The organism is Gordonia jacobaea (assembly GCF_965344965.1).
Taxonomy (GTDB): Bacteria; Actinomycetota; Actinomycetes; order Mycobacteriales; family Mycobacteriaceae; genus Gordonia; species Gordonia jacobaea.
Genome location: NZ_CBDRLS010000001.1, coordinates 1,141,626 through 1,166,045, shown reverse-complemented (window position 1 = coordinate 1,166,045; position 24,420 = coordinate 1,141,626). Strand labels below are relative to the sequence as shown.

The following is a 24,420-nucleotide window of genomic DNA, read 5'->3' as shown; positions in this document are numbered from 1 at the left end:
GCGGGTGACTACGCGCTGGTCTCCTTCAGGGGGATGAAGTCGACTTTCTCGCGCACACCGCAGTCCGGGCAGGTCCAATCGTCGGGGATCTCCTTCCACGCGGTACCCGCGGCGAATCCCTCGAGTTCGTTGCCCACCGCGACCTCGTAGGTGTAACCGCAACCGGGGCAGCGGGCCGCGGCGATGTCGTCGTTGATCGCGCCGGGCGTCGCGTCGTCGAGAAGCGACTCGTCGAGCGTCGTCTCGCTGGGGATGGGGAACCTGCGGGTGAGACGGTCGAGCTTTCCGGGAGCGACGTTGGCGAGTCGGACGTCGCCGTCGAAGTGTTCGACGACGCGGTGGTCCATGACCCGGCGCCACAGCGGCGGGAAAAGCGCGAGGACGATCATTCCGGCGTAACCGGTTGGCAGTGCGGGTGATTCGCGATAGTCGCGCAGTGTCTGGTAGCGGCGAGTGGGGTTCGCGTGGTGATCGCTGTGTCGCTGCAGGTGGTACAGCAGTACGTTGGTCGCGATGTTGTTGGAGTTCCACGAATGCATGGGAAGCACGCGCTCGTAGCGTCCGGCTTTGGTCTGCTGCCGCAGCATGCCGTAGTGCTCGAGGTAGTTGACGATCTCGAGTAGCGAGAAGCCGACGACCGCCTGCAGCACGAGGTAGGGCAGAATCCCGACGCCGAGCCAGATGATCAGCGCGGCCCACAGCACGACGGTCATCAGCCAGGCGTTGAGTACGTCGTTGCCGATGTGGAACGGGTGAGTGTCCTTGCGGCGGTATCGTTTTGCCTCGACCTGCCATGCGCTGCGGAGCGAGCCCGACACGGTGCGGAACCAGAACCGGTAGAAGCTCTCACCGAGTCGCGACGACGCAGGGTCTTCCGGAGTGGCGACCCGCACGTGATGTCCGCGGTTGTGCTCGATATAGAAGTGGCCGTAAAAGCTCTGTGCCAGTGCGATCTTCGACAGCCAGCGCTCGTGGCTCTCCTTCTTGTGCCCGAGCTCATGCGCGGTGTTGATCCCGATGCCGCCGATGAAACCGAGTGTCACGGCGAGCCCGATGCGGTTGATGATCGGCCAGTCCGCGGTGGCGATGAGATACATCGAGAGGATGAAGCCCGCGTACTGGATCGGCAGAAAGGCGAAGGTGATGTAGCGGTAGTACTTGTCGTTCTCGAGTTCCTCGATCACGTCGTCGGGCGGGTTGGTCGGGTCGAAACCGGCGACGAAGTCGATCAGCGGGACCGCGCCGAGCACGATGATCGGACCGACCCACAGGAAGACACCCCACCCGGTGAGTTCATAACCACCGATGGCGATGAATGCGAACGACGGGACGATCAGACCGATCAGCCACAGATAGCGCTTGCGATCACGCCACCTTGCGGTGCTTCCTTCGGCAACGGTGCCGGTGGCCTCGAGTGCCATGATGTACCTCCTGAACACGGGCTGTATTTCTGAACTGTTGTCAGAATCCACGCGTTCTGGATCACAATCACCGTGCTATTCACCCAATGTGCGGAGTCGGACTGTGTGATCACACAATCAAGTCGTGGACGCCAGCGCGACGTCGAGAAGCTCTCGAGCAGGTCCGCGCACCGTGATGTGCGAGGTCCACACGGCACGGAGTGGACGCACCATCGACAACCCGTCGACATTGATGCGCACGAGGCGTCCGGCCGCGATGTCGTCGGCGATCGACAGTCGCGACAACACCGTCACCCCGTTCGACGTCAACACCGATGACCGGATCGCGGTGACCGACCGCAGTTCGATGAGTGGGTCGGCGGCGACGAGTCCGAGTTCCGACAGCGCCTTTTCGTAGGTGATCCGTGTTCCGGAGCCGGGTTCGCGCTGGATCAGCGGCGTCGACGCCAGTTCGTCGGCCGACACCATGCCCGTGCGTGACCACCGATGGCCGGGAGCGGCGACCACGTACAACTCGTCGGTGGCGACGAGCGCGGCGTCGAGGTCGGCTGTCTCGCCGGGACTTTCGACGAATCCGAGGTCGGCGTCGCCGGACCGCACCGTGTCGATGACCTCGGCGGAATTCATGGGGCGCACCGAGATTCGTGCTCCGGTGCGTGAGGTGAGCGTGGTGAGCCAGCTCGGTACCAGGTACTCGGCGACGGTCATCGACGCTGCGACGACGAGCGTCGCATGCCTGTTGCCGATCAGGGTGTCGACGCCTGCGACGAACTCGGCTGCCCGCTCGACGAGCGCGTTGGCCCACTCGAGGACCAGGCGACCGTTCTCGGTCGGTTCGACGCCCGCGGGGGAGCGTACGAAGATCTCGACGCCGAGTTCGTGCTCGACGCCGCGCACGCGCGAGCTGACGGCCTGCTGGCTGAGTCCAAGGTCGCGGGCGGCGGCGCCCATGCTGCCGAGCCTGCCGACCGCGACGACGACCTCCAGCGCTGTGATGTCGGGAAGTCGGCGTGCGGGCATGGCGATGACGTTAGGCAACGCCTCGTCTGGTCACAAGCATGATCTGTGGGCTTGTAGGGTGGTCACTGCGCGGCCTGCAGTGGGGTCGTGCGGTGCGTAGGATTCCCGACCACTGACGAGGGAGCGAGATGTCGGACTTCATCAAGAAGATCAAAGACGACGCGAAGGCCGTCGGTGCCGCCATCGACAACGAGCTGACCGTGCTCGAAGGCGTTCCCGGCTACGACCCGCTGGCCGACGACGATGCCACAGGTGACGAGACCGAGGCCGCTGCGGACGAGAGCGCGGCCGACACGCCTGAGGCTGAGCCGAAGAAGTCCTAGGGTCTCGGACCTCACGCCAACGCGGCGCTCGACTCTCGACGCCGCTGCGGGTCGGGATACGGCACGGCGTCGAGCAGTGCGCGGGTGTACTCGTCGCGCGGCCGGGTCAGCACGTCTCGCGCAGACCCGTGTTCGACGACCCGCCCGTTGCGCAGCACGTACACGCGGTCGGACACCTGCTCGACGACGGCGAGGTCGTGGCTGATGAACAGCGCCGCGAAGCCCAGCTCGTGCTGTAGGTCTGCGAACAGTTCTAGCACGCGTGCCTGTACCGACACGTCGAGCGCGCTGGTCGGCTCGTCAGCGATGAGCAGCTTGGGCCGCACCGACAGCGCCCGCGCCAGCGCGACACGCTGACGCTGACCGCCGGAGAGCTCATGCGGAAGTCGGTCGGCGAACGAGCGAGGCAGATGCACCGCGTCGAGCAACTCCTCGACGCGGGTCGATTGCTCTGCGCGCGTGCCGATGTGCTGGATGTCGAGCGGTTCGCGAATCGACTCGGCGACGGTGAAGCGCGGGTCGAGCGACGCGGTCGGGTCCTGCGGCACGAACGCGATGGTGTGGCGCAGCGAGCGCAACTGTGTTCGGTCGACGGCGTCGAGGTCGTGTCCGTCGACCAGGATCTTGCCACCGCTGAGATGTGTGAGCCCGCCGATAGACCGGCCGAGAGTCGTCTTACCCGAGCCTGATTCGCCAACCACCCCGACAACTTCGCCGGGATCGACGTGCAGCGAGACGTCGTCGAGTGCGACGACGGGCTTGCGTCCGAAACCGCCACGATGCACCGCGGTGACATGCTCGACGGCGACGATGGGAACGGGTGACCCAGCGTCGTCGATATCGGTGCTGGTGTCGGAATCTGATGCCGCGCCTGCACTCTCGTCGTCCGTGGAGTCGTCGTCGGTGGAGTCGTCGGTCGGCAGCTTCGGCACGGCGTCGAGGAGTTGGCGGGTGTACGGCTGTGTTGGCCGCGCGAAGATGTCGAAGACCGTTCCGCGTTCGACGACCTCGCCGAGTTGGACGACGACGACGCGGTCGGCGATGTCGGCGACGACGCCGAGATTGTGTGTGATGAGCAGGATTCCGGCGTCGATCCGGCCACGCAGCCGCAGCAGCAGGTCGAGGATCTCACGTTGGACCGAGACGTCGAGCGCCGTCGTCGGCTCGTCGGCGAGGAGCAGTGCTGGGTCGTTCGCGAGTGCGAGGGCGATCACCACGCGTTGTTTCTGGCCGCCGGAGAGTTGATGGGGGTAGTAGTCGACGCGCTGCTCCGGGTCGGGGATCTCGACGAGCGAGAGCAATTCGACGGCGCGGCGTCGAGCATCTCGTTTCGAGATCGACTGATGTGTCCGCAGCGCCTGGCGCAGTTGCCATCCCACCGTCTGGGCAGGGTTGAGTGCGGTCTGCGGCTCTTGGAAGATCATGGCGACACCGGTGCCACGGATCGTGTTGAGTTCACGTTCGGAGGCGTTCAACACCTCGACGCCGTCGACCTTGACCGATCCGGTCGCGACCGCGTGCTCGGGGAGCAGGCCGATCGCCGCGCGTGCGGTCATCGTCTTGCCGGAGCCGGATTCGCCTACCAGAGCGACGATCTCGCGCCGATTGACGCGCAGACTGATGTCGGAGACGGCCGGACGCGGGTAGTCGAAGGTGACTCGAAGGGAGTCGACCTCCAGTGCGGGTGCGGGATCGACTGCGTGGTCTTTGTCTGCAGCGTTGGTCATCTCACTGCCTCCTGCTGCGCGAAATGGACTGGGAAATCAGGTAGAAGCCGAGGACAAGTGCCGTGATCACGATGAGCGGCGCCACGGAGAACCACGGATTGGTCTCGAGGTAGCTGTTTCCCGACGACAGAATGCCGCCGAGGGACGGCGTCGGGGGAGTCACACCGATGCCGAGGAAGCTCAGTGCCCCTTCGACGAAGACGGCGAGCGATAGCGACAGCGCGAACTGGACCCCGAGTGACTCGATCGAATTGGGCAGTACGTGGCGGCGGAGAACGTAGCTGTTGCGCGCGCCGCTCACACGCGCAGCCTCCACGTAGGGCAGTTCTCTGACGCGCAGCACCGATGTGCGGGCGAGTCGACCGAAGATGGGAATCTCCGCGAGCACGATGACGATTCCGATTGTGGTTGCGCCGGGCGACAATACGGCGGTCAGGGCGATACCGAGGACGAGCGCGGGAAAGGCGAGGATGACGTCAAAGGTACGCTGCGCGATGACATCCGAAATCGGGTGAGAGACCGTGAGGACACCGATCGCGGTACCGAGAAGGGCGCCGATCGGTACCGCGATGAAGATGATCAGCAGATCCACCCGGATGCCGTAGAGCACCCGTGTCGCGACGTCGCGATTGAGGTCGTCGGTGCCGAACCAGTGGTCGGCGCCGGGCGGCAACAGGTATGCGCCGTCGATCTGCTGGTCCGGTCCATACGACGTCAGTAGCGGTGCGAGCAGGGCGAGCGCCACGATACCGAGCACCAGAACGCTTCCGACTAGGCCGCTCCCGGTGAGGAGACTGCGCCACAACGGCGTTCGGATTCGACGCCGCTCCTTGTCGATGGGCGACTCCGGGATCAGACCCGGTTCGATATCTACGGCGGAGGCCCCGGTCGCGGACGTCGAGCCGGACGAGGTGGTCAGTGAGGTCGACATCAGTTACCTGCCAATCGGATTCGGGGATCGAGCCACGCATGCAGCACGTCGGCGAGCAGTTGGAGCACGACGAACACCGCGACCGACAGCAGCACGAGTACCTGCACGAGCGGATAGTCGCGGGCGAAGATGCCCTGCTCGGTCAGGAGTCCGAGCCCGGGCCAACCGAAGATGGCCTCGACCAGGATCGCCCCGCCGAGAAGGCCTCCGGTCACCAGCCCGAGTGCGGTCAGGCTCGGTGGTAGCGCATTGCGCAGCGCGCTGTGAATGACGATGTCTCGCTTCGACACTCCGAGAGCTCGGGCCGTCGTCGCATACGGTTGCCGTAGTTCGGTGCGCAGCGCCTCGGTCAGGAAGCGGGCGAGTGTGGCGCCTGCCGGGAGCGCCAGAGCGACAGCGGGTAGCAGGAGGTACTGCGCGGTGATGCCTGGTTGGCTGAAGAGTCCGTCCGGCGGTGTGCCGCCTGCGGGGAGAAGTCGGAATTTGACTCCGAACACCAAGATCAACAAGGTGCTGACAACGAAGGTCGGAACCGCGATCGCTACCGCATTCACGCCGGTGACAAGGGAATTCACGAAGCGGTTCTCGTAGATCGTTGCCGACAAGCTCAACGCCAGTGCCAGGAGGACGGCGAGGATCAGTGCGGTGACGGTGAGCAAAATGGTGTGGACCAGTCCGAACGAGACGAGCGAACTGATCTCGCCACCGACCTGGTAGCTCTTGCCGAGATCGAACGTGAAGATGCCTGCGATCCAGGTGGCGTATTGGGCGATGAAGCCGCGATCAAGGCCGAGGTCGTGCCGGATCGCCGCCAACTGCTCGGGAGTGGCGTCGGGACCCGCAAGCGCTGATTCCGGTCCACCCGGGATCAATCGGACGATCGCGAAGATCAGCACGGAGGCCACGAACAGCACCAGGATCGCCGTCGGTATGCGGCGCAACAGATATCCGGTCATCAGGAGTTCCGTCCTTGCGTGTTGAGGTAGGTCTCGCCGAGGTGCAGTTGGGCACGCCTGTCCCAATCGACGTTTCCGACGGCGGGCGACGCCGCGGACTGTTGGAACACCACACCGATCTCGACGAGGAACAGATCGTTCAACCAGATGTCATCGAGCTGCCGATACGCGGCCAGCGCCGCGGGCGACGTCGGATCGGGAGCATTCCAGGCCGCGTTGGCGGCCTTCGCGTAGTCGGGGTTGACGTAGTTGGAGGAGTTCTTCGCCGCGTTGAACGGGTACGCGGAGACGGCGAGCGTCGACGGCGTGAACTGTGCAAAGGCATGCTGCAGCAACCAGATTCCGTCGAACTTGCCGCCGATCAGCTTTGACGACTGCACGGTGTTGTCGTTGGGGCGCAACTCGACCGGGATGCCGACATCCTTGAGGTTCGACTGCACGATCTGCGCCACCACCCGGTCGACTCCCTGGGTGGAGTAGTCGAGAGTGATCGGTGCAACCTGCCCGTGCTCGGCGACGAGCTGGCGGGCACGGTTCACATCGCGTGTGTACGTCGTGTTCTTCGACGCGTCGTATGCGGGAGACCACTTGGGCCAGGGCAGGTTGACGACGTACCCACTCTTGCGGAAGACGTCGTTGATGATGCGTTCGCGGTCGATGGCGAAGGCGATCGCCTTGCGCAGGCGGACGTCGGCGAGGGCCGGGTTGGCCACGTTGATTCCCACGTACTCCTGCTGTTCGGCGCCGGTGTAGGTGATGCTGTTGAATCCGTATCTGCGCGTTGCCAATTCCTGGTCGTGATTGTTGAGTCCGTAGGCGAGGTCGATCTGGCCCGTGCGTAGCCGGGTGTAGAGCGCCTGCTGGTCGGTGATGATGTTGAGGTCGATGGCGTCGAGATTGGCTCGGGGACCCCAGTAGGACTCGTTGCGCACCAGGCGAACATCCGAGTTCGGCTGCCACGACGAGAAGCGGAACGGTCCCGTTCCGTTGAACACCTTGCCCGCACGCAGCCCGTCGAGGGTGTTGCCGTCGATAATCGGTGCAGAGTCGAGCAGGTCGAAGACGTTGCTGAGCGGATGGTCGAAGGTCAGCACCACGCGGTGCGGATTGCTGGTGTCATATCCGGTGATCGCAGCGGCGGTCCGCTTGAACTGCGGTGTCCACGGCCCGGCGGTGTACGCCTTCAGCGAGCTCTCGACGTCGGCGGAGGTGAAGGCCCGACCGTCGTGGTAGCGCACGTCGTCGCGCAGATCGAGCGCGAGCGAGCGGCCGTCCGGGGCGAGTTGCCAGCGTGTGGCCAGCGACGGCCGGACGGTCAGATCATCGCGCGAGTAGCGGATCAGGGTGTCGAAGACGTTCGACACCACGTGGCCGTTCATGCTGCCCGTGCCGATCTGCAAGAAGGTCTTCGGGCTCAGGTCGTTGAGCACCCCGACGCGCAGCGTGCCGCCCTGTGGCGGCTTGTGACCCGGCGGCAGGGCAGTCGCTGTCGAGTTCTGCTGCTGTGAGACAGCGGAGGTGCACGCGGTTGCCGTGGCCATCGTCAGCAGTGCGACGAGCGCGAGCAGTGCGGCTCGTGTGCGAGTGGGCATGGTCTTCGGATTCTCTTCCGTCCGATGGGCTGGGGAATGGGGCCGGGGGTTGGGGCTGGGGGTTGGGCGTGGTCGGTCATGCGGCAGAAGCCGCTCCGGACATCGACCACCCGACGCACGGCCGCGGGTCGGTGTACGTCGTCGAATACGAGCAACTGTGAGGGCATACGGGTGGCGACTTCAAGCTCACGGCGCCTTTCTCGGCAGCGTCGGAGAAAGGGTTGACAGACCGACCCACCGTGCGAATGGTGTGTGATGCGTAACCGCGGACAGCGGTGGTCGCACGATCTTCGAGGAGTGACGATGGCAGACGGCAACAGCGAAATACCCGACTACGCAAGAGGTTACGAAGGCTTCGAGGGTCGGGTCGGACGCACGTCGTCGCAGTCGACACCCTGGTGGAAGCCCGAACCGAGTGCACCGGCGGGTGCTCCGAACATCGTCGTCGTGCTCATCGACGACATGGGCTACTCCGACATCTCGCCGTTCGGTGCGGAGATCGATACCCCCAACATCGCAGCGCTCGCAGAGCGTGGATTCCGGCTGTCGAACTACCACACGACGCCGGTCTGTTCACCCGCTCGAGCCGCTCTGCTGACGGGACTCAACCCGCATCGTGCCGGCTACGGCAGTGTGGCGAACTCCGATCCGGGCTTCCCCGGTCTACGTCTCGAACTCGCCGACGATGTGCTCTCCCTTCCGGAGATATTGCGCGCCAACGGCTATGCGACGTACGCGGTCGGTAAGTGGCACCTCGCCCGCGACGCCAACATGAGTCCCGGTCGTACACGCGACTCGTGGCCGCTGCAGCGCGGGTTCGACTCCTATTACGGCTCACTCGAAGGGCTGAATTCGTTCTTCTATCCCAACCAGCTCATCGCCGACAATTCAGTCGTCGACGTCGACGAGTACCCCGATGACTACTACGTCACCGACGACCTCACCGATCGTGCTGTCGCGCAGATCAAGTCGCTGCGGGCTCACGATGCCGACAAACCCTTCTTCCTCTACTTCGCGCACATCGCGATGCATGGTCCGCATCAGGTCAAGGAGTCCGACCTCGAGAAGTACCGCGGAAAGTACGCGGACGGGTGGGATGCTGTGCGCCAGAGACGATTCGAACGACAGGTCGAGGAAGGTCTCTTCGACGAGGGCACCCCGATCGCCGAACGCAACACCGAGCCCGGCTACGACGCGCCACCCTGGGACGAACTCGACGTTGCCGAGCAGGAGCGCTTCGCGAAGTACCAGGAAGTGTATGCGGCCATGGTCGATTCGGTCGATCAGAGCGTCGGGCGCATCGTCGACACCCTGACCGAGCTCGGCGAACTCGACAACACGATCGTCGTGTTCACGTCAGACAACGGCGGTACCGCCGAAGGCGGTCCGGTCGGAACCCGTTCGTACTTCAGCCAATTCGTGCACGGCCCGGTGCCGTCGGACTGGGAGCGCGACGTTCCCCACGACGAGGACCTGATCGGCAGTGAGGCTCTCGGGGTGCACTATCCGCGGGGGTGGGGCCAGGCGTCGAACACGCCCTTCCGCTTCTACAAGGGGCAGACCTTTGCCGGAGGTGTTCGGGTGCCGTTCGTGCTGTCGTGGCCGGACGGCCTGCCGCGTCGTGCGGACGACAGCGGTGTTCGCCGACAGTATGCCTACGTGACGGATCTGGTGCCGACGCTGCTCGAGTTGGCAGGCGTCGAGGCTCCGACCGAGCGGCACGGCAAACCCGCGCAATCGCGCGACGGTGTCAGTGCCGCAGTGTTTTTGCGCGATGGAGCGTCGAACTCGGATCACACCGAGCAGTACGCAGAGTTCGGCGGACACCGTGGGTTCTATCGCGAAGGGTGGAAGCTGCTGTCGCTGCACCGGGATCCCGATCGCGTCGACGACCCGGAGTGGGAACTCTACGACGTGACAACCGATCCCGCCGAGACGCACGACGTCGCCGCGGAACATCCGGACGTCGTTGCCGAGCTGGCGCGCGCGTGGGACGAAGCCGCATGGCGCAATACTGTGTTTCCGCTGTACGATTCGCCGGCCGATCAGGGACGTCGACGACCCGACGAAGAACGCTACAGCGACCCGGTGCGCATCCTCGCCGGCACACCGACACTCGAGCGGTACCGGTCGAGCAAGCTCATCGCATACCGAGACTTCGACATCGAGATCGAACTGCGCGACTGGACACGTGCCGACGAAGGTGTGCTGGTCGCACACGGCGATCCCCAGGGCGGCTATCTGCTCTACATCGAAGACGGCACAGCACATTTTGTGTTCAACAGCTACGGCCGTATTGCGCGCGTGTCCGGTGAGCTACCCGACGGTGTCGACACCGTGGTACTCCGTGCCGTCGCGACGCCCCAGGTGCGGTGGGACTTCGTACTCGAGGCGTCGAGTGGCGGGCAGGTCGAGGTAATCGCCAAGTTGGACAACCAGTTCCAGCTCGTCGGCATGGCCCCGTGGACGGGAATCTCCGTCGGGCTCGACGCGCGCGGTCCCGTCGATCTGGAGCTGCGGGAGCGACGCGGCGTGTTCCGCTTCGGCAGCGCACTGCGCGCGGTGACGTACCGGCCGGGCGCCGTGCGGGTTCCGGCCGCTATCCGCCGCGAGATCGACGAGAGCGCCGAATATCACGCCGACTGAGTATTACGTCGACCGGGTATCGCGGCGGCACAAGGTTGTAATCGGTGTGGGCGAGAACCTGTCGCCGCGCGCCGATCAGTGGAGAAATCGAAGTAACGACGACATCAGCCAAGGAGTACACCAGTGACACTGACCGACATCGAACGACGCACCGACAGCGAGTCCGCTGCGCAAGCCCTTTACGACGACGCGTCGATCACCGTGACCAAGCTCGGCGAGAACATTGGCGCCAGGGTCGAGGGCGTCCGTCTCGGCGGAGACCTGTCCACCGAGCAGGTCGAGGCGATCCGCACCGCGCTCGCCGTCAACAAGGTCATCGCCTTCACCGGACAGGACCACCTCGACGACGAGACCCAGTATGCGTTCGCGTCGCTGCTCGGTGAGCCGACAGCACCGCACCCCACCGTGACGTCGCGCGGCGATCAGTTGCTCACCATCGAAGGCGCCGCGAACAGTTGGCATACGGACGTGACCTTCGTCGATCGCATCCCCAAGGCGTCGCTGCTGCGGCCAATCGTGTTGCCCGCCTACGGTGGTGCGACCACCTGGGCGTCGACCGTCGCCGCCTACGAGCAGTTGCCCAAGCCGCTGCGCTCGCTCGTCGAGGAACTGTGGGCCACGCACTCTAACCTGTACGACTATGTGGGACAGAAGGAGCCGTCCGGCGGCGTCGACGTTGTGCAGAAGGAGGAGCACTACGCCGAGTTCACCAGCTCCGAGTACGAGACGCTGCATCCCGTTGTCCGCGTGCACCCGGAGACCGGTGAGCGGAGCCTGCTCCTCGGCCACTTCGCCAAGGAGTTCCGCGGCCTGAAGGCGTCGGAGTTCGCCAATCTGTACCAACTGCTGCAGGCTCGGATCACCAAGCTGGAGAACACCTTCCGCTGGAACTGGAGCTACGGCGACCTGGTCATCTGGGACAACCGGGCCACCCAGCACTACGGCATCGCCGACTTCGGCAACCAGAAGCGTCAGCTGCATCGGATCACCCTGGCCGGCGACGTGCCCGTCGACGTCAACGGGCAGCAGAGCCAGATCATCCAGGGCGACGCGTCGCATTACTCGTCGGTGGAGCAGCCCCGACGTCTGGCGGTGTTCGCTGCCTGATCCTGCTCGCCGGAGATTCTCCGGAGAATGCACGATGCGGTCGGACCACGTGCTGGGTCCGGCCGCATCGTGCGTTCTACATTGCGTCGTCTGGCCTGTGGATGACTCCCGTGGCATAGGGCTTTCTGCGCATTACACTCCTCGCATGTCGAAGAGGATAGTGGTCGGAATCTGTTGTGGTGCAGCGTTCGTGCTGTTGCTGGCCGGTTGTTCATTGCCGGGTGAGCCGGTGGCGCAATCGAATTCGGGTACCACCGATATCGCGACGAGCACCGCGGAATCCGCTGCGGCTCAACCGACCGGACCGTCGGTCGGCACTGCGACGATGAAAGTGGTCGGCGGTTCGACTCCTGTCACCATCCGCTACCGCATCAACGGCGGGCCGGAGACCACCGAGACCGCCGTAACGCTGCCGTGGAGCAAGGACTACCCGGTGTACAACGAGGTCTCGTCGAGCGTAAGCGTGACCGGCGGTACCGAGGTTGGTTGCGCGATCATGATGGGCAGCAGCCTGGTCTCGTACAAGACCGAAACCAACCCGACCTGCGAGTTCGCGTACTACGGGTGATCGCGCACCGGCACTAGTGGGCTGGTGTTCGCGGTTACGGCTGGTTCAGTGCGGCACCGAGTCCGCGTCGTTCCAGGCTGATTTGTAGGCTCTTGCTCGGCTCATTGGTTTGCAGCCATGCTCGAACACCCTCGATCTGCTCCTCGCGGGGCGCATCGAGCAGGCGGAGAATGGTCAGCAATTGACCTGCCATTGCGGGCTGCGGGAGATCGACGTCGACAGGGAGATACACGCTGTCGTCCCATAGACGATTCGCAATACCCATGATTCCATCCCGCGGGTCGACACAAATTTCAGATCAAACCCATGTTCTCGTTGATCCATATCGAGCGTACGGCTACACGAATCAGTGCGTCACTATGACGGCGCGAATTGTGGGAAGCGTCCCCGCTTCGTCGACGCCGACAATCTGAAGAACAACATACGACGAGAGCAGTAGCTCGCCTTGGTGCGAGCGCACCGTCGCCCAGCGGAGGTATCCACAGCGCTGGTGTTCCAGCGGGCACCTCGAGCTCGAGCAACGCCGGTCCGTCACCAGAAGGTGGACGCGTGAAGTCGATGGCGGCGACGGCCCTGTGAACCGACGTTGCGAAGTAGCCCGATAGGGGAACGGTCTGGCCAATCAGGTCACTGAGGGCGCTCGTATCCAACCCGAATACCTTTGGAGCGTTGCGAACGCCCCGGTAAACGAGCACTCGTTGCGCCAACCGATGTCGCTCGATCAGTACATCGAGAATGTCGGCCCGTTCGACCATGAGCGCGTCGTCGGACTCCCCTGCGGGCGACCCGTTGAAATTCTTGGTACGTGCGGTCGTCGCGCTGCCAGAGGGAGATTATGTGCCGACTCTCATCGTCGAGAATTGCTGCGTCGGAGGCATACTCGGCATCGAGGACACGAGCGGCAGCCTGTCCGTCTTGCCTGCCTGGACCGCCGATAGGCTGCGGTCCCGGTGGTAGCGTCAGCGTCTGCCCTTCCGGTCGTGATGACCAGAAGGTCACCGCGTCCGAAGAATCGTAGCCGTTGGTGTGGCCGGAGGGCACTGGAGCCGCCTAGGAGAATCGAACTCCTGACCTATTCATTACGAGTGAATCGCTCTACCGACTGAGCTAAGGCGGCGTGCTGCGCGAGGCAGCGCTCACGAGTGTAGCGAGCCGCGTCGGTGGAACCAAAACCGGCACCGAGACCGGGCATGGTGGGTGCCCTCAGAATGGGAAGTCGCGGCCGCACGGGACCGCGACCGGCGAGCTCGGGTCGAGTGCATTCAGCACCAGCGCGGCCACGGTCGGCGAGTAGATCATGCCCAGATGCCCGACCGTCGACGCCGGGCACACGTTCTGCACGACGACGTTCGTGACGTTCGGCGCGGGTTCCATCAGGGCGTTACGCAGCGGGAACACCACCTCGTCGTGCGTGGTGGCCAGGTTGACGTACTTGATGTTCGAGTGGTTGGGCCCGTTGTCGCCCTCGCCGCGCGGCACGGGCTTACCGCCGAACGAGTAGCCGCGATTCGCTCCGGATATATCGACGATGGTGCCGATCTGTGCGGCCCTGCCGGGCAACTGCGTGACCGACTGCGCAACCGCTGCGCCCTGCGAGTGTCCGACGAGGTCGACGGTGCTCGCGCCGGTCTCGCGACGGACGTGGTCGATGAAGGTGGCGAGCTGCTGCGTCGACGTCGCTCTGGGTGCCAATCCGCCGACCGAACCGCTTCCCGGTACCTGGCCGAACGTGAACGTGTAGACGCAAAAACCCGCGTTGGCCAGCGTCGGAGCGAGGAACGACCACGCCGACGACTGATTCGAGGTCGTGCCGTGCACCAGGATGACGGGATCGCGGTCGTACCGATCGTGACAGTCGGGTCGATTCGCGCCGGCGGGGGCGGCGTCGGCGGGCCCGGTCAGCCCGTCGCGTTGGGCGGCCACCACGTCGGTGGTCACCGGGAACGGGTCGGCGAGTGCCGCGCCGGCTCCGAATGATGTCCCCACCAGACCTGCTACCGCGAGCACCAGCGCCGCGCATGCGCGTGTGTGCATGCGGTCGATCATCCCAGAATGTGCCGTCTCGCGGCGGTTGGCGAAGAACTGCGTGAACTCCCGACAACCACTTCATCTCGATCAGACACAACCGCGACCCACATACGACGATCCGCCGTACCGTCGGGCTATGGCCCCTTCTCCGCGAAAGCCCGTCACCGCAGCAGACGCCAGCACTCGGCTGTCCGACCCCTGGCGGGTCATCGGCAACAGCGTGCGTGCGGGGTACGACACCGGGTCGATGGCTCGCGGCGTGCGCTTCCTCCATCGGATCGCGCAGGAAGCAGAGATCGCCGACCACCACCCAGACATCGATCTGCGGTACGGCACAATCCATCTCACTCTCTCGACGCACAGTGCGCACCGCATCACCGAAGCCGACGTCGGGTTGGCGAACCTCATCGCGCAGATCGCTCGCGAGCTTGAACTCGAACCGCTTTCCATGCCGGAGGCCCGCTTCGACGTCGCCATCGACGCCCTCGACATCGACAAGATCCGACCCTTCTGGATCGCTGTGCTCGGCTACAAGCAACTCGACGGCGACGCACGCGAGCTCGAAGCGGCCGACCTCGTCGACCCCGCCGGACGTCTCCCCGCGATCTGGTTCCAACAGATGGATGCCGAACGGGCTGAACGCAACCGGATACACCTCGACCTCTGGATCCCGCACGACGAGGTGGAAGCCCGAATGCGCGCCGCACTCGACGCCGGCGGCACGCTGGTCACCGACGAGTTCGCGCCCTCGTGGTGGGTACTCGCCGACGCCGAGGGCAACGAGCTGTGCCTATGCACCTGGCAGGAGCGCGACGACAAGGGTTACGTCGGCGCTTAGCACGCCTCACTGCGCGAAAGCGCCCACGATCTCGGTGATGTCATCGAGGGTTTGCTCCCAGCCGTACAGCACGTCGTCGTAGGTCAGCCGGAGGGTGGGTCGACCCTGCGTGAGTGATCTCCGGTCGCGGTGTCGATCGTTGGTGTAGTTCGCCGGGCTGAGGTGGTAGAGCTTGCTGTCGCATTCGATCAGTAGCCGGCCGATCCGCAGGTCCGCGTGCTCGGCTTCGGATATCTCGGGTTGTACCTCGACCTCGAAACCGGCTCGGCGACAACGGACTCGGGTCAGACTCTCGGTCCCGGACATCGACCGCGGATCGCATTCGAGAAGCAGGGCATCGATGAGTGGACTCGTCTGCGGCAGCATCAGGCGAAGGTCGTCGACATCGATGCCGAGGGTGTGCATCGCCGAATCGAGCGTGGCGATCGTGTCGTCGTCTTTCATGCAGCCCGCGGCGCACGCCAGAGACAGACCGATGGTGTCGGTGATGGTGGTGACGGGCAGCGCCTCGCCGGGAAGCCTGCAGTAGTCCGCGCGCCGCGGCGACGCGCTCTTGCCTGCGCGCACGTGGAGCGATTCATATCCGGGCGGCACCCACAACTTGTGTTTCGTAAGCGCAGACGCGCAGGAGAGCGCGCCATAACGTTTGGCTGCAGCCACGGCATCCGGATCGGCTTCGGGCTGGGCGTACCAGCCGCGACGTGGAACGAGGAGTTCGCCGCGACGCACCTTTCTGCGCAGGTCGGCGTCGGTGAGCCCGCGTGCCCGGAGCTCCGGCCGAGAAAAGACGCCGAGGTTGACCGCGTCGGGGTCGATTGCGCCGAGCGGAAGCGCATCGGGAGTGAGGTCGGGGTTCACCGGAGGTCGAATAACCATGGCATTTGGACGTGCACCGTCCGCAAAGGTTCCAAGCCGTTCCCGTTTTCAGTCATTTTCAGAGGCGCCCGGCCGCAAAAGCCCAGGTCGGCTCGCCGAGGCGGTTCGGAAATGACTGAAAACGGGAGACCTCAGAAACAGGAGGGCCCAGAAACGGGAGAGCTGAGGCGGCCTGGCGTGGCGCAAGCGAGCATGTCGCGCCTCCGCGGAGATGTTCGGTGTCGCTCCGCCCCGACCGGCTCACAAAGATTCGACTCGCTAAGCAATCAGGAGTACAACTTGTATCTATGTTGGATCTGAGCGCCACATCGGCGGCCGATCGGGTGTACGACGAGGTCAAGGAACTCATCCTGACCAACGCCATCGCCGGTGGTGAGCTGATCAGCGAGGGCGAAGTGGCGCAGCGCTGCGAGGTCAGTCGCACCCCGGTCCGTGAAGCGTTTCTACGGCTGCAGGCAGAAGGCTGGATGCGGCTGTACCCGAAACGCGGCGCGCTGGTGCTGCCGGTGACCGACACCGAGGCCCGCGACGTTGTCGACGCCCGGATTCTCATCGAGTCTCACGCGGTACGCGGACTCGTCGCCCGCGGCCTGCCCACCGGCGACCTGGTGGCGGACCTGCGCCGCAATCTGGCCGCACACGCGAAAGTGGGACCCGACGACATCGCCGACTTCTCCCGTCTCGACGCGCAGTTCCACCAGCTCATCGTCTCGGCCGGGGCCAACGGCGTACTCGCCGACTTCTACCTCGGTCTCGCGGAACGCCAGCGGCGCATGACCACCGCGAGCGTGCACCGAGAGCCGACCATGACGCCCCGGATCATTGCCGAGCACACCGCGCTCGTCGACGCCATCGAATGCGCAGACGCCGACAGATTCACATCACTGCTCGTCGACCACGTCGCGGGTGTTCATCGCATCGACGATGTCTACGCCGTCCACGCGACCGACGCGAGCGCCGCCCACACAGAGGAAGGACAACGGTGACGACCACCGCAGACAACGCCACCCCCACAGTGACCGGTCCGACGGTTCGTCGCACCGCGTGGATCGCGGTGGCACTCGCCGTCTTCGCATCGGCCTGGGGTGGAAACGAATTCACGCCGCTGCTCGTGATGTACCGCGAGACGGGCAATTTCGGGGCCGTCGCTGTCGACGCGTTGTTGTTCCTCTATGTCGTCGGCATCGTGCCGTCGCTGTTGATCGGCGGTCCGCTGTCGGATCGGTACGGGCGTCGCCCGCTGATGTTGCCCGCACCGGTGTTCGCCGCGGTGGGGTCGCTGCTCCTGGCACTTGGCGCGAATTCTGTTGTGCTGCTGTCGATCGGACGCGTGTTCAGCGGAATCGCGTTGGGACTGTCGATGGCGGTCGGCGGCAGTTGGATCACGGAGTTGTCGGTTCGTGGTGGCGCCGGGGCGGCATCAGGGGCCCGACGCGCCGCGATGAGCCTCACCGCCGGATTCGGCATCGGTGCGGGCGTCGCCGGTGCGCTGGCTCAGTGGGCCCCGTGGCCGCACGTACTCGCCTACCTGGTGAACATCTCGCTTGCGGCGATCGCGCTGGTGCTCCTGCTTGTCCGCGCGCCCGAAACACGTTCGCCCAGTAGCACTCCCGGACGACTCGTCGACGACCTGAAGATCCCGTCGGCGGCGCACCGTCGGTTCCTGTTCGTGGTGCTGCCGGTTGCGCCGTGGGTGTTCGGGGCGTGCGCATCGGCATACGCGATCATCCCCGCGCTGATGTCGGCGCGTACCGCGGGCGCGCCGATCGCATTCGCCGCGCTGTGCTGTGTGCTCGGACTCGCGGCGGGTTTCGGCATCCAGTCGCTGGGACGTCGCATCGACAACCCCGACGGTGTGCGCGGCGTCGCCGCCGCACTCACGGTGCTGGCAATCGGAATGGCGTTGGCGGCGTTGGCCGCTCACATGTTGACGATCTGGATGTCGCTGATCGCTGCGACGGTTCTCGGCTGCGGCTACGGCATGGCGATGATCGCGGGTCTACTCGAGGTGCAGCGGATCGCGGCCCGCAGCGGCCGCAACGACCTCGCCGGTCTCACCGCGGTGTTCTACAGCGTCACCTACCTCGGCTTCGCGATTCCGGCTGTGCTGGCGTTGATCACCGAGTTCTGGCACGCGGTCACCTACACGCACATGTTCATCTTCGGAATCGTCGCGGCGCTGCTGTGTCTCGCCGTCGCGCTGTACGGGCATCGTCGGCACACCGTGGCCGCCTGACCGATAGGGGTCAGGCCTCCCGTCCGGAGCTCCTGGTGAACATCTTGTGCAGCAGTTCCAGTTCGGCGGTGGAGGCCGTGGTCAGTACGTCGGGCGCCGGATCGTCGACGTCCCAGACGGTCTGGAGCACCTCGCGTCCGGCGTCGGTGATGCGTACCTCTTTTCGACGACGGTCGCTCGACGACGGCTCGCGCACCACATATCCCGCGGACTCGAGGTCGGACACCGCGACCGACGCCGCGGGGGCATCGATGGTGGCGGCGTGAGCGATCTCGGTGATCGTCAGCGGGCCGTTCCGCAACCGCTTCAGCACCCGAATCCTGCTGAACGGCAACCCTGTTTCGGCTACCACCGTGCGTCGCCACGCGTCGCGTGAATCTGTCACGAACGAGGTGAGTTCGCGCCAGACCTGCGCGACGAGTTCGTCGTGGGGGACAGCGCCGTGCTCGTCGGCTGCTCCGGGTTCAGGCATGGGACATCTCCGGTTCGATCAGCCGATCTGAGACGGTCTGCGCGGTGCGTAGCGCCCACGGTGTGGTGGACACGATACCGAGTACGAGAATCGCTGCACTGAAAGCGATCACGATCCACCACATGGCCGTCATCGCACTCGAGAAGTCGATGGCCGTGTGCGCCGCGGCCAAGCCGGTGACGCTACCCGCAAGTGCCACACCGAGACTCACGCCGATCTGACGGCTCGTCGACGCCACGGCGCTGGCAGCTCCGGCTCGATGTCGGGGCATGCCTGCGACCGCGGAGTTGGTGATGGGCGCGTTGATCATCCCGAAGCCGAGTCCGAAGATGAAGAACATGAAGGCCAGCAGGGGGACCGGGGTGGCGTCGTCGATAAACAGCATCATCGACGAACTGATGAGGAGTGCGATCCCGGCGATCACGAGCGACGGTCGTGTGCCCCAGCGACCGACCGCGCGCCCGGAGAGTGGCGAGCAGATCAGGACCGCTATCGCGGGTGGAACGAGCATCGCGCCGGTGCCGACGGCGCTGAACCCGCGGTCCTCCTGTAGGTAGAGCGACATCAGGAACAAGAACCCACCCCAGTTGGCGAACGCGCAGATCGCAATGACGGTTGCCGACGCGAACGGGACGCTGCCGAAGAATCGGAGGTCGATGAACGGGTCGTCGTGGCGTCGTTCCCACAGGACGAAGCCGACGAAAGCTGCTGCGGCGACGGCGAATACGATTACGGTTCGCGGAGATCCCCACCCGTGGCCAGGTCCCTCGATGAGGCCGTAGACGGCGCCGCCGAGTGCGATCATCGCCAACGCCTGCCCGACGGGATCGAGTGTGCGCATGATGGGCGAGCGTGATTCGGGGACCAGGATGGCGGTGAGCACGATCGCGATCAGACAGATCGGCAGGTTGATCCAGAACACCGCACGCCACCCGATGGTGTCGATGAGCACGCCGCCGACGATCGGGCCGGCGGCCATCGAGATTCCGACCACCGATCCCCACACGCCGATCGCGCGGGCGCGCTCGCGAGGGTCGACGAAGATCTGCGTGATGATCGACATCGCCACGGGGTTGAGCATCGAGCCACCGACGGCCTGCAGGGCGCGGGCGGCGATCAGGACGCCGACGCTCGGCGCGAGGCTGCACGCCAGCGATCCGATCGCGAAGGTGACCAGCCCGATCTGAAACAAGCGTTTGCGTCCGTATCGGTCGGCAGTGGCTCCGGACACCATCAACAGGCTGGCCAGCACCAGCGTGTAGATGTCGATGACCCACTGCAACGACGACACGCTCGCGTTCAGATCCGTGCGGATCGCCGGCAGAGCGACGTTGACGATGGTGGCGTCCATCGACACGATCAGCAGGCTCATGCAGCAGGTGCCGAGGATCGCCATCTTCCTGCGCGGCGTCAGCTCGACGGAGGTAGTTGTGGACATACAAAGATTGTAGAACTACAAACATTCGACGTCCAGGGGTCACGGCACACGGTCAACGGCGACAAAAGGGTGGCGCGGTAACCTGCACGAGGTCGACCGGTTCAACGGACCGGGATGAATCCGGTTCGGGCCGGCTGAGTGAAAGGACGGGTGTCAGTGCTGCTCGGGGCGTGGGTGAGTGTGGTGACCGTCGTCCTGCTCATTGTTCCCGGGGCGTGCGTCGGTCGTCGGCTGACGCTGAGCTGGCCCGTCGCGATCGCAGCGGGCGCGCCGATCACGTTCGCGATCGTGAGCGTGGCGACCGTGCTCTACGGCGCGATCGGTTTCGAATGGAACGTCATCACCGCGGTGGTCGCCGTCCTCGTCGCGTATGCGCTGGCCTGGGTTTATGCCGCGCTCCTGGGTACGCGGGCGGGACGTCGAATAGCTCCGGCGCCGGCCGCGACGTCGACCTCGGAGGACGGGACGGTCGACGGTCCGCTGAGCTGGCGTGCGGCGCTGCGCGGGGGCATCGGCATCGCGCTCGGGGCGATCATCATCGCGATCACGTGCATCAGGCCCATCGCCAATACCGCGTTCGCCGGACTAGGCAGCATTCCTCAGGTCTGGGATTCGCTCTGGCACGCGAGTTCGCTGCGCTGGATTCACGAGACCGGCGTCGGATCGTCGTTGCGCATGGGCGAGCTCATGAACTACGACACCCACGGCTTCAACTACTACCCGAATACGTGGCACGCGCTCGGCGCTCTGGAGATTCCGCTGACCGGCGCGAACCCGGTGCAGCTGTACAACACCTACTCGCCCGCGACGTTGGCGGTCACGGTCACGCTCGGCGTCGCGTCACTCGCGTACTGGTTTGCGCGCCACCGCTTCGACACCTCGACGTCGGCGTTGATCGCAGGTGTTGCGGGCGCTGTGGCGGCGCTGTTCCCGTCGCTGCCGTATGTCGAGGTGCAGTTGACCTCGGTGCCGAATGCCGTGGGTGTGTCGATGGCGCCCATCGCCGCGGTGCTCACGATCAGTGCGGTACGCGATCGACGTCGGGTGCTGCCCGCGGCCGTCGCGGTCTCCGGCGTCACGGCGACGCATCCATCCGGACTGATCCTGGTGGGTGTGATCGTCGGGGTGTGGTGGCTGTTCGAGGCGCTGCGTCGGCCCGTGCACAGCCGCGTCGGAGACTTCGTCACCCTGGCGGTCGCCGGGCTGGCGACGGTCGTGCTGGTCTTCCCGGTGGTACTGGGCACGATTCGCGTCGCCGATACCAACGAGCTGCCGTTCTTCGACTTCCGTGTCGACACCGTCGGTGTGCTCGAAGGACTTTCGCAGGCACTGTTCAACGGCACGGTGCCGTTGCAGACGCAGGACTATCCGGTGTGGGGTCTGGTGATCCTCACCGTGCTCGGTGCTGTTGCGCTGCTGTGGCTACGGTGTTGGGGCGGACTGGTGACCTGGGCCATCTTCGTGTTGGTCACCGCCAATTCGGTTGTCTCGCTTGGCCCGCTGTCGGCGCCGCTCGGGGTGATCGGCGGCTACTTCTACAACTCGCCGCATCGACTGACCTTTGTGGTGGCGCTGTTCTGTGCGGCAGCCGCGGGCGTCGCGGTGGGAATCGCGGCGTTGGCCGTGTCGCGGTGGGTGGCGCGGTCGGGGTCCGGCGACCGCGTTGCGACGCAGCGACGTTGGGCTGTACCGGTCACGTTTGCCGTCCTGCTGGTGTTGATCGCGGGCGCTGCTGTGTGGCGTTACCCGTCGAACGCGCAGATCGCGTCGAAGGAACGCGGCGAAAAGCTGGTCGGCAGAGACGATCTCGCCGCATACCACTGGCTCGATCGTCAGCCAGACGCGCACGACGCGCTGATCCTCAACAACCTCGATCAGGGCACCGGGTGGCTGTATCCGGTCACCGGACTGACCCCGTTGTTCTCGTTCTATCGGGCAAACGAGTTCTCCGAACGCCAGCGCGACTTGTACTGGGGGACAGCGCAAATCGGTGCCGATCCGCACGTCGATCAGATCGTCCGCGACATGAACGTGCACTACGTCATCGACAGTCCGCCGAGTTACTGGCCGTTCCAGAACGGCGTCCCCGACCCCGAGCACGGCGTGCAGGGCGACCCGTTCCTGGCGCTCCGGGAGCACGGCGCGCCGGGGCTGACGCCGGTGTTCAGGCAGGGCAACGTGACGGTGTATCGAGTTAACGAGAACGTGCTCACCGCGCCGCGCTGAACCGCTGCGAGCTGTACCCCTCAGGCGTCCGGGTAGCCCTTCGGGTTGTTCGACTGCCAGCGCCAGGTGTCGACGCACATGTCGTCGATTGTCTTGCCCGCGAACCAGTTCAGCTCCTTGTTCGCCCTCGTCGGGTCGGCGTACGACGCCGCGATGTCGCCGGCTCGACGCGGTGCGATCTCGTACGGGATCGGCTTACCGCTGGCGCGTTCGAAGGCCTGCACCACCTGCAGTACCGAAACGCCCTGTCCGGTACCGAGATTCCAGGTCGACATTGGTTCGGACCCTGCGCTGATTCGTTCCAGTGCCGCGACATGGCCTGCGGCGAGGTCGTCGACGTGGATGTAGTCGCGCACGCCGGTGCCGTCGGGGGTGTCGTAGTCGTCGCCGAAGATCGAGAGCTTCTCCCGACGTCCGACGGCGACCTGTGCGACGAACGGCATCAGGTTGTTGGGGATACCGCTGGGGTCCTCGCCGATCTGTCCGCTCGGGTGGGCGCCGACCGGGTTGAAGTAGCGCAGCGCGGCGATGCGCCAGGCGGGATCACTGGCGGCGACGTCGCGCAGCACCTGCTCGATCATCACCTTGGTCCAGCCGTACGGATTGGTCGCCGACGTCGGGGAGTCCTCGGTCATCGGGAGTACCGGCTCTGCGCCGTACACCGTGGCCGACGACGAGAACACCAACCGGTGCACGTCGTGGCGTCGCATCGCGCGCAGCAGCGAGAAGGTGCTGCCCAGGTTGTTCTCGTAGTACTCGAGCGGCTTCGCCACCGACTCGCCGACCGCCTTGAACCCCGCGAAGTGGATCACGGCGTCGACGTCCTCGTGGTCGAAGAACTTCTCCGTCTTGTCGACGTCGGTGAGGTCAAAGGAGTGGACCGGTATGTGGACGCCGGTGAGGCCCTCGAGTCGGCCGATGACCGTCGGCTTGGCGTTGCTGAAGTCATCGACGACGACGACGTCGTGTCCTGCTTCGACGAGTCGGATCACGGTGTGTGAGCCGATGTAGCCGGCCCCTCCACTGACGAGTACACGCATGACAATCACGGTAAGCGGTCGGACTGGGATTCATCCACGCGGACCCTGTGAGCTACCCCTCGGTGAACAGTTTGCTGCGAAGCACCCTCTCGGGTTGCGGTGTTCGAGCGCGTGAGGCCGAATGTGGTGATGGAGTCGTATGAACTCGTGAGGCTGAGGGGCGACGTGCGGTGCTGACTGCCGAGGTAGCTTCGTTCGACATCGCCGCTGCCGCGGGCTGGTACTCGGCGGTGGCGGGCCTGCTCGCGGGTTTCGCGCTGCTGGCGGTACTGCTGCCGCTCGACCATGACACCCGCGACGACGATGCCGAGGCTGCAGGGGCGAGCGGCGTGATCGTGTTCACCAGCGCGTTCTTCTCGCTGCTGATCCTCGCGTTCAGCTATGCGATCCTCTCGGGTCGGTCGAATGGTCCGGTGGCCGCGCATGAACAGCAGCTCAACGGTGCCGCGTTCGGCCTGGCGTCGCTGTTGCTGCTGCTCGGTCTGCGGGAGGTGCTGCGGCTTTACGGCACCAACCGGTCGATCATGCAGCCTGCGCAGAACCTTGTCGCTCGCACCACGGCTTTGTGGGGGCCGATGATCGTGGTGGCGTTGCAGTTCAGCAACACCCTCGACACCGAGGCGCTGCGCGAGGGCGGTCACCTGCGATTGGAGTGGCCATTCTCCACCGGCATCCGAATCAATGTCGTGGTGTCGATTGTGGCCATCATTCTGATCGTGTTGGTGCCCCTCGTCGGGCGGAACCGGCACGTCGCTGCAACGACGACGGCGGTGATCGGCAGGGTGACCCTCGGATTCACGGTGGTCGTCACCCTGTGGTGCGCGTTGGTGGTGCCACTGCTGCCGTCGGATTTTGTGCTCGGCGCAGTGCTGGAACACGTGACGCTCGCAGTGGCCGCGTTGGCCGCCGTCGTGTACTCGTGGGCCGCTTGGATGACCCGCTGAATTGCTTGGGTAGGCGGCCGCGCCGACACGA

21 protein-coding genes and 1 tRNA gene are annotated in these 24,420 nt (G+C 65.1%); 9 read left to right on the top strand and 13 right to left on the bottom strand.

All coding sequences use genetic code 11. The features are described from left to right. Positions 1 to 8: 8 nt before the first annotated feature. Together ACRVY7_RS05415 and ACRVY7_RS05410 are read right to left on the bottom strand one after the other, a co-directional pair. Positions 9 to 1,421, bottom strand: coding sequence for a fatty acid desaturase (locus ACRVY7_RS05415; RefSeq protein ID WP_431816268.1), 1,413 nt, complete (start codon positions 1,419 to 1,421; stop codon positions 9 to 11). A gap of 117 nt (positions 1,422 to 1,538) precedes the next feature. Then, positions 1,539 to 2,441 (bottom strand): LysR family transcriptional regulator, encoded by a 903-nt coding sequence (locus ACRVY7_RS05410; RefSeq protein WP_431816267.1) that lies wholly within the window; start codon positions 2,439 to 2,441, stop codon positions 1,539 to 1,541. Between the two features lie 128 nt (positions 2,442 to 2,569). Here ACRVY7_RS05410 and ACRVY7_RS05405 point away from each other — a divergent pair, with 128 nt between their 5' ends. Further along, entirely contained in the window at positions 2,570 to 2,764 is a 195-nt protein-coding gene (locus ACRVY7_RS05405; RefSeq protein ID WP_431816266.1) for a hypothetical protein, read from the top strand. 11 nt (positions 2,765 to 2,775) lie between these two features. Here the strand turns inward: ACRVY7_RS05405 and ACRVY7_RS05400 are convergent, their stop codons facing one another. From ACRVY7_RS05400 to ACRVY7_RS05385, 4 genes are read right to left on the bottom strand one after another with little or no spacing between them, the layout of a single operon-like run. Further along, entirely contained in the window at positions 2,776 to 4,491 is a 1,716-nt protein-coding gene (locus ACRVY7_RS05400) for a dipeptide ABC transporter ATP-binding protein (RefSeq protein ID WP_431816265.1), read from the bottom strand. A 1-nt stretch (position 4,492) separates the two neighbouring features. Further along, entirely contained in the window at positions 4,493 to 5,422 is a 930-nt protein-coding gene (locus ACRVY7_RS05395; RefSeq protein WP_431816264.1) for an ABC transporter permease, read from the bottom strand. Next, entirely contained in the window at positions 5,422 to 6,378 is a 957-nt protein-coding gene (locus ACRVY7_RS05390; RefSeq protein ID WP_431816263.1) for an ABC transporter permease, read from the bottom strand. Before ACRVY7_RS05390 ends, ACRVY7_RS05395 begins: the two co-directional genes overlap by 1 nt. Beyond that, positions 6,378 to 7,970: an ABC transporter substrate-binding protein gene (locus tag ACRVY7_RS05385; protein ID WP_431816262.1), complete on the bottom strand. Its 1,593-nt coding sequence runs from the start codon at positions 7,968 to 7,970 to the stop codon at positions 6,378 to 6,380. Before ACRVY7_RS05385 ends, ACRVY7_RS05390 begins: the two co-directional genes overlap by 1 nt. A gap of 303 nt (positions 7,971 to 8,273) precedes the next feature. On the opposite strand from ACRVY7_RS05385, the gene ACRVY7_RS05380 reads away from it, so the two are divergent. The 3 genes from ACRVY7_RS05380 (at position 8,274) to ACRVY7_RS05370 (ending at position 12,291) form a co-directional block, all read left to right on the top strand. Next, positions 8,274 to 10,616 (top strand): arylsulfatase, encoded by a 2,343-nt coding sequence (locus ACRVY7_RS05380; protein WP_431816261.1) that lies wholly within the window; start codon positions 8,274 to 8,276, stop codon positions 10,614 to 10,616. A 123-nt stretch (positions 10,617 to 10,739) separates the two neighbouring features. Further along, positions 10,740 to 11,723, top strand: coding sequence for a TauD/TfdA dioxygenase family protein (locus ACRVY7_RS05375; RefSeq protein WP_431816260.1), 984 nt, complete (start codon positions 10,740 to 10,742; stop codon positions 11,721 to 11,723). Between the two features lie 145 nt (positions 11,724 to 11,868). Beyond that, the gene (locus ACRVY7_RS05370; protein WP_431816259.1) at positions 11,869 to 12,291 is read left to right on the top strand and encodes a hypothetical protein; all 423 of its coding nucleotides are present in this window, start codon (positions 11,869 to 11,871) and stop codon (positions 12,289 to 12,291) included. A 34-nt stretch (positions 12,292 to 12,325) separates the two neighbouring features. On the opposite strand, the gene ACRVY7_RS05365 is transcribed toward ACRVY7_RS05370, so the two are convergent. From ACRVY7_RS05365 to ACRVY7_RS05355, 3 genes are all read right to left on the bottom strand, one after another. Beyond that, positions 12,326 to 12,556 carry a hypothetical protein gene (locus ACRVY7_RS05365; RefSeq protein ID WP_431816258.1) on the bottom strand — a complete coding sequence of 77 codons (231 nt, stop codon included), beginning with the start codon at positions 12,554 to 12,556 and terminating at the stop codon, positions 12,326 to 12,328. A gap of 776 nt (positions 12,557 to 13,332) precedes the next feature. Further along, positions 13,333 to 13,408: transfer RNA gene (locus ACRVY7_RS05360), tRNA-Thr, on the bottom strand. A gap of 86 nt (positions 13,409 to 13,494) precedes the next feature. Next, positions 13,495 to 14,325 (bottom strand): esterase/lipase family protein, encoded by an 831-nt coding sequence (locus ACRVY7_RS05355; protein ID WP_431816257.1) that lies wholly within the window; start codon positions 14,323 to 14,325, stop codon positions 13,495 to 13,497. A 130-nt stretch (positions 14,326 to 14,455) separates the two neighbouring features. Between ACRVY7_RS05355 and ACRVY7_RS05350 the strand changes: the two genes are divergently transcribed. Continuing rightward, entirely contained in the window at positions 14,456 to 15,157 is a 702-nt protein-coding gene (locus ACRVY7_RS05350) for a 4a-hydroxytetrahydrobiopterin dehydratase (RefSeq protein ID WP_431816256.1), read from the top strand. Positions 15,158 to 15,163: 6 nt separating this feature from the next. Here the strand turns inward: ACRVY7_RS05350 and ACRVY7_RS05345 are convergent, their stop codons facing one another. Next, the gene (locus ACRVY7_RS05345; RefSeq protein WP_431816255.1) at positions 15,164 to 16,033 is read right to left on the bottom strand and encodes a type IV toxin-antitoxin system AbiEi family antitoxin domain-containing protein; all 870 of its coding nucleotides are present in this window, start codon (positions 16,031 to 16,033) and stop codon (positions 15,164 to 15,166) included. A gap of 287 nt (positions 16,034 to 16,320) precedes the next feature. On the opposite strand from ACRVY7_RS05345, the gene ACRVY7_RS05340 reads away from it, so the two are divergent. Together ACRVY7_RS05340 and ACRVY7_RS05335 are read left to right on the top strand one after the other, a co-directional pair. Next, complete coding sequence (locus tag ACRVY7_RS05340; RefSeq protein ID WP_431816254.1) at positions 16,321 to 17,019, top strand: GntR family transcriptional regulator; 699 nt, start codon at positions 16,321 to 16,323, stop codon at positions 17,017 to 17,019. Beyond that, on the top strand, positions 17,016 to 18,269 hold the full coding sequence (locus ACRVY7_RS05335) for an MFS transporter (protein WP_431816253.1): 1,254 nt from the start codon (positions 17,016 to 17,018) through the stop codon (positions 18,267 to 18,269). Before ACRVY7_RS05340 ends, ACRVY7_RS05335 begins: the two co-directional genes overlap by 4 nt. Before the next feature lie 10 nt (positions 18,270 to 18,279). Here the strand turns inward: ACRVY7_RS05335 and ACRVY7_RS05330 are convergent, their stop codons facing one another. Further along, positions 18,280 to 18,741, bottom strand: a complete 462-nt coding sequence (locus tag ACRVY7_RS05330; RefSeq protein WP_431816252.1) for a MarR family winged helix-turn-helix transcriptional regulator — start codon at positions 18,739 to 18,741, stop codon at positions 18,280 to 18,282. After that, positions 18,734 to 20,137, bottom strand: a complete 1,404-nt coding sequence (locus tag ACRVY7_RS05325) for an MFS transporter (protein WP_082937818.1) — start codon at positions 20,135 to 20,137, stop codon at positions 18,734 to 18,736. Before ACRVY7_RS05325 ends, ACRVY7_RS05330 begins: the two co-directional genes overlap by 8 nt. 198 nt (positions 20,138 to 20,335) lie before the next feature. Between ACRVY7_RS05325 and ACRVY7_RS05320 the strand changes: the two genes are divergently transcribed. Beyond that, positions 20,336 to 22,405 (top strand): DUF6541 family protein, encoded by a 2,070-nt coding sequence (locus ACRVY7_RS05320; RefSeq protein ID WP_431816403.1) that lies wholly within the window; start codon positions 20,336 to 20,338, stop codon positions 22,403 to 22,405. Between the two features lie 20 nt (positions 22,406 to 22,425). Here the strand turns inward: ACRVY7_RS05320 and galE are convergent, their stop codons facing one another. Beyond that, positions 22,426 to 23,445, bottom strand: a complete 1,020-nt coding sequence (galE, locus tag ACRVY7_RS05315) for a UDP-glucose 4-epimerase GalE (RefSeq protein ID WP_431816251.1) — start codon at positions 23,443 to 23,445, stop codon at positions 22,426 to 22,428. Positions 23,446 to 23,615: 170 nt separating this feature from the next. Between galE and ACRVY7_RS05310 the strand changes: the two genes are divergently transcribed. Next, positions 23,616 to 24,389, top strand: coding sequence for a hypothetical protein (locus tag ACRVY7_RS05310; protein WP_431816250.1), 774 nt, complete (start codon positions 23,616 to 23,618; stop codon positions 24,387 to 24,389). Positions 24,390 to 24,420 lie beyond the last annotated feature (31 nt).

Excerpts from the sequence above, each read along its gene's own strand:
- ACRVY7_RS05415 (WP_431816268.1), bottom strand. The coding sequence starts at position 1,421 with ATGGCACTCGAGGCCACCGGCACCGTTGCCGAAGGAAGCACCGCAAGG.
- ACRVY7_RS05405 (WP_431816266.1), top strand. The coding sequence starts at position 2,570 with ATGTCGGACTTCATCAAGAAGATCAAAGACGACGCGAAGGCCGTCGGT.
- galE (WP_431816251.1), bottom strand. The coding sequence starts at position 23,445 with ATGCGTGTACTCGTCAGTGGAGGGGCCGGCTACATCGGCTCACACACC.
- ACRVY7_RS05370 (WP_431816259.1), top strand. The coding sequence starts at position 11,869 with ATGTCGAAGAGGATAGTGGTCGGAATCTGTTGTGGTGCAGCGTTCGTG.
- ACRVY7_RS05325 (WP_082937818.1), bottom strand. The coding sequence starts at position 20,137 with ATGGCGATCCTCGGCACCTGCTGCATGAGCCTGCTGATCGTGTCGATG.
- ACRVY7_RS05380 (WP_431816261.1), top strand. The coding sequence starts at position 8,274 with ATGGCAGACGGCAACAGCGAAATACCCGACTACGCAAGAGGTTACGAA.
- ACRVY7_RS05400 (WP_431816265.1), bottom strand. The coding sequence starts at position 4,491 with ATGACCAACGCTGCAGACAAAGACCACGCAGTCGATCCCGCACCCGCA.
- ACRVY7_RS05390 (WP_431816263.1), bottom strand. The coding sequence starts at position 6,378 with ATGACCGGATATCTGTTGCGCCGCATACCGACGGCGATCCTGGTGCTG.
- ACRVY7_RS05340 (WP_431816254.1), top strand. The coding sequence starts at position 16,321 with ATGTTGGATCTGAGCGCCACATCGGCGGCCGATCGGGTGTACGACGAG.
- ACRVY7_RS05385 (WP_431816262.1), bottom strand. The coding sequence starts at position 7,970 with ATGCCCACTCGCACACGAGCCGCACTGCTCGCGCTCGTCGCACTGCTG.
- ACRVY7_RS05410 (WP_431816267.1), bottom strand. The coding sequence starts at position 2,441 with ATGCCCGCACGCCGACTTCCCGACATCACAGCGCTGGAGGTCGTCGTC.
- ACRVY7_RS05330 (WP_431816252.1), bottom strand. The coding sequence starts at position 18,741 with ATGCCTGAACCCGGAGCAGCCGACGAGCACGGCGCTGTCCCCCACGAC.
- ACRVY7_RS05350 (WP_431816256.1), top strand. The coding sequence starts at position 14,456 with ATGGCCCCTTCTCCGCGAAAGCCCGTCACCGCAGCAGACGCCAGCACT.
- ACRVY7_RS05355 (WP_431816257.1), bottom strand. The coding sequence starts at position 14,325 with ATGCACACACGCGCATGCGCGGCGCTGGTGCTCGCGGTAGCAGGTCTG.
- ACRVY7_RS05395 (WP_431816264.1), bottom strand. The coding sequence starts at position 5,422 with ATGTCGACCTCACTGACCACCTCGTCCGGCTCGACGTCCGCGACCGGG.
- ACRVY7_RS05365 (WP_431816258.1), bottom strand. The coding sequence starts at position 12,556 with ATGGGTATTGCGAATCGTCTATGGGACGACAGCGTGTATCTCCCTGTC.
- ACRVY7_RS05345 (WP_431816255.1), bottom strand. The coding sequence starts at position 16,033 with ATGGTTATTCGACCTCCGGTGAACCCCGACCTCACTCCCGATGCGCTT.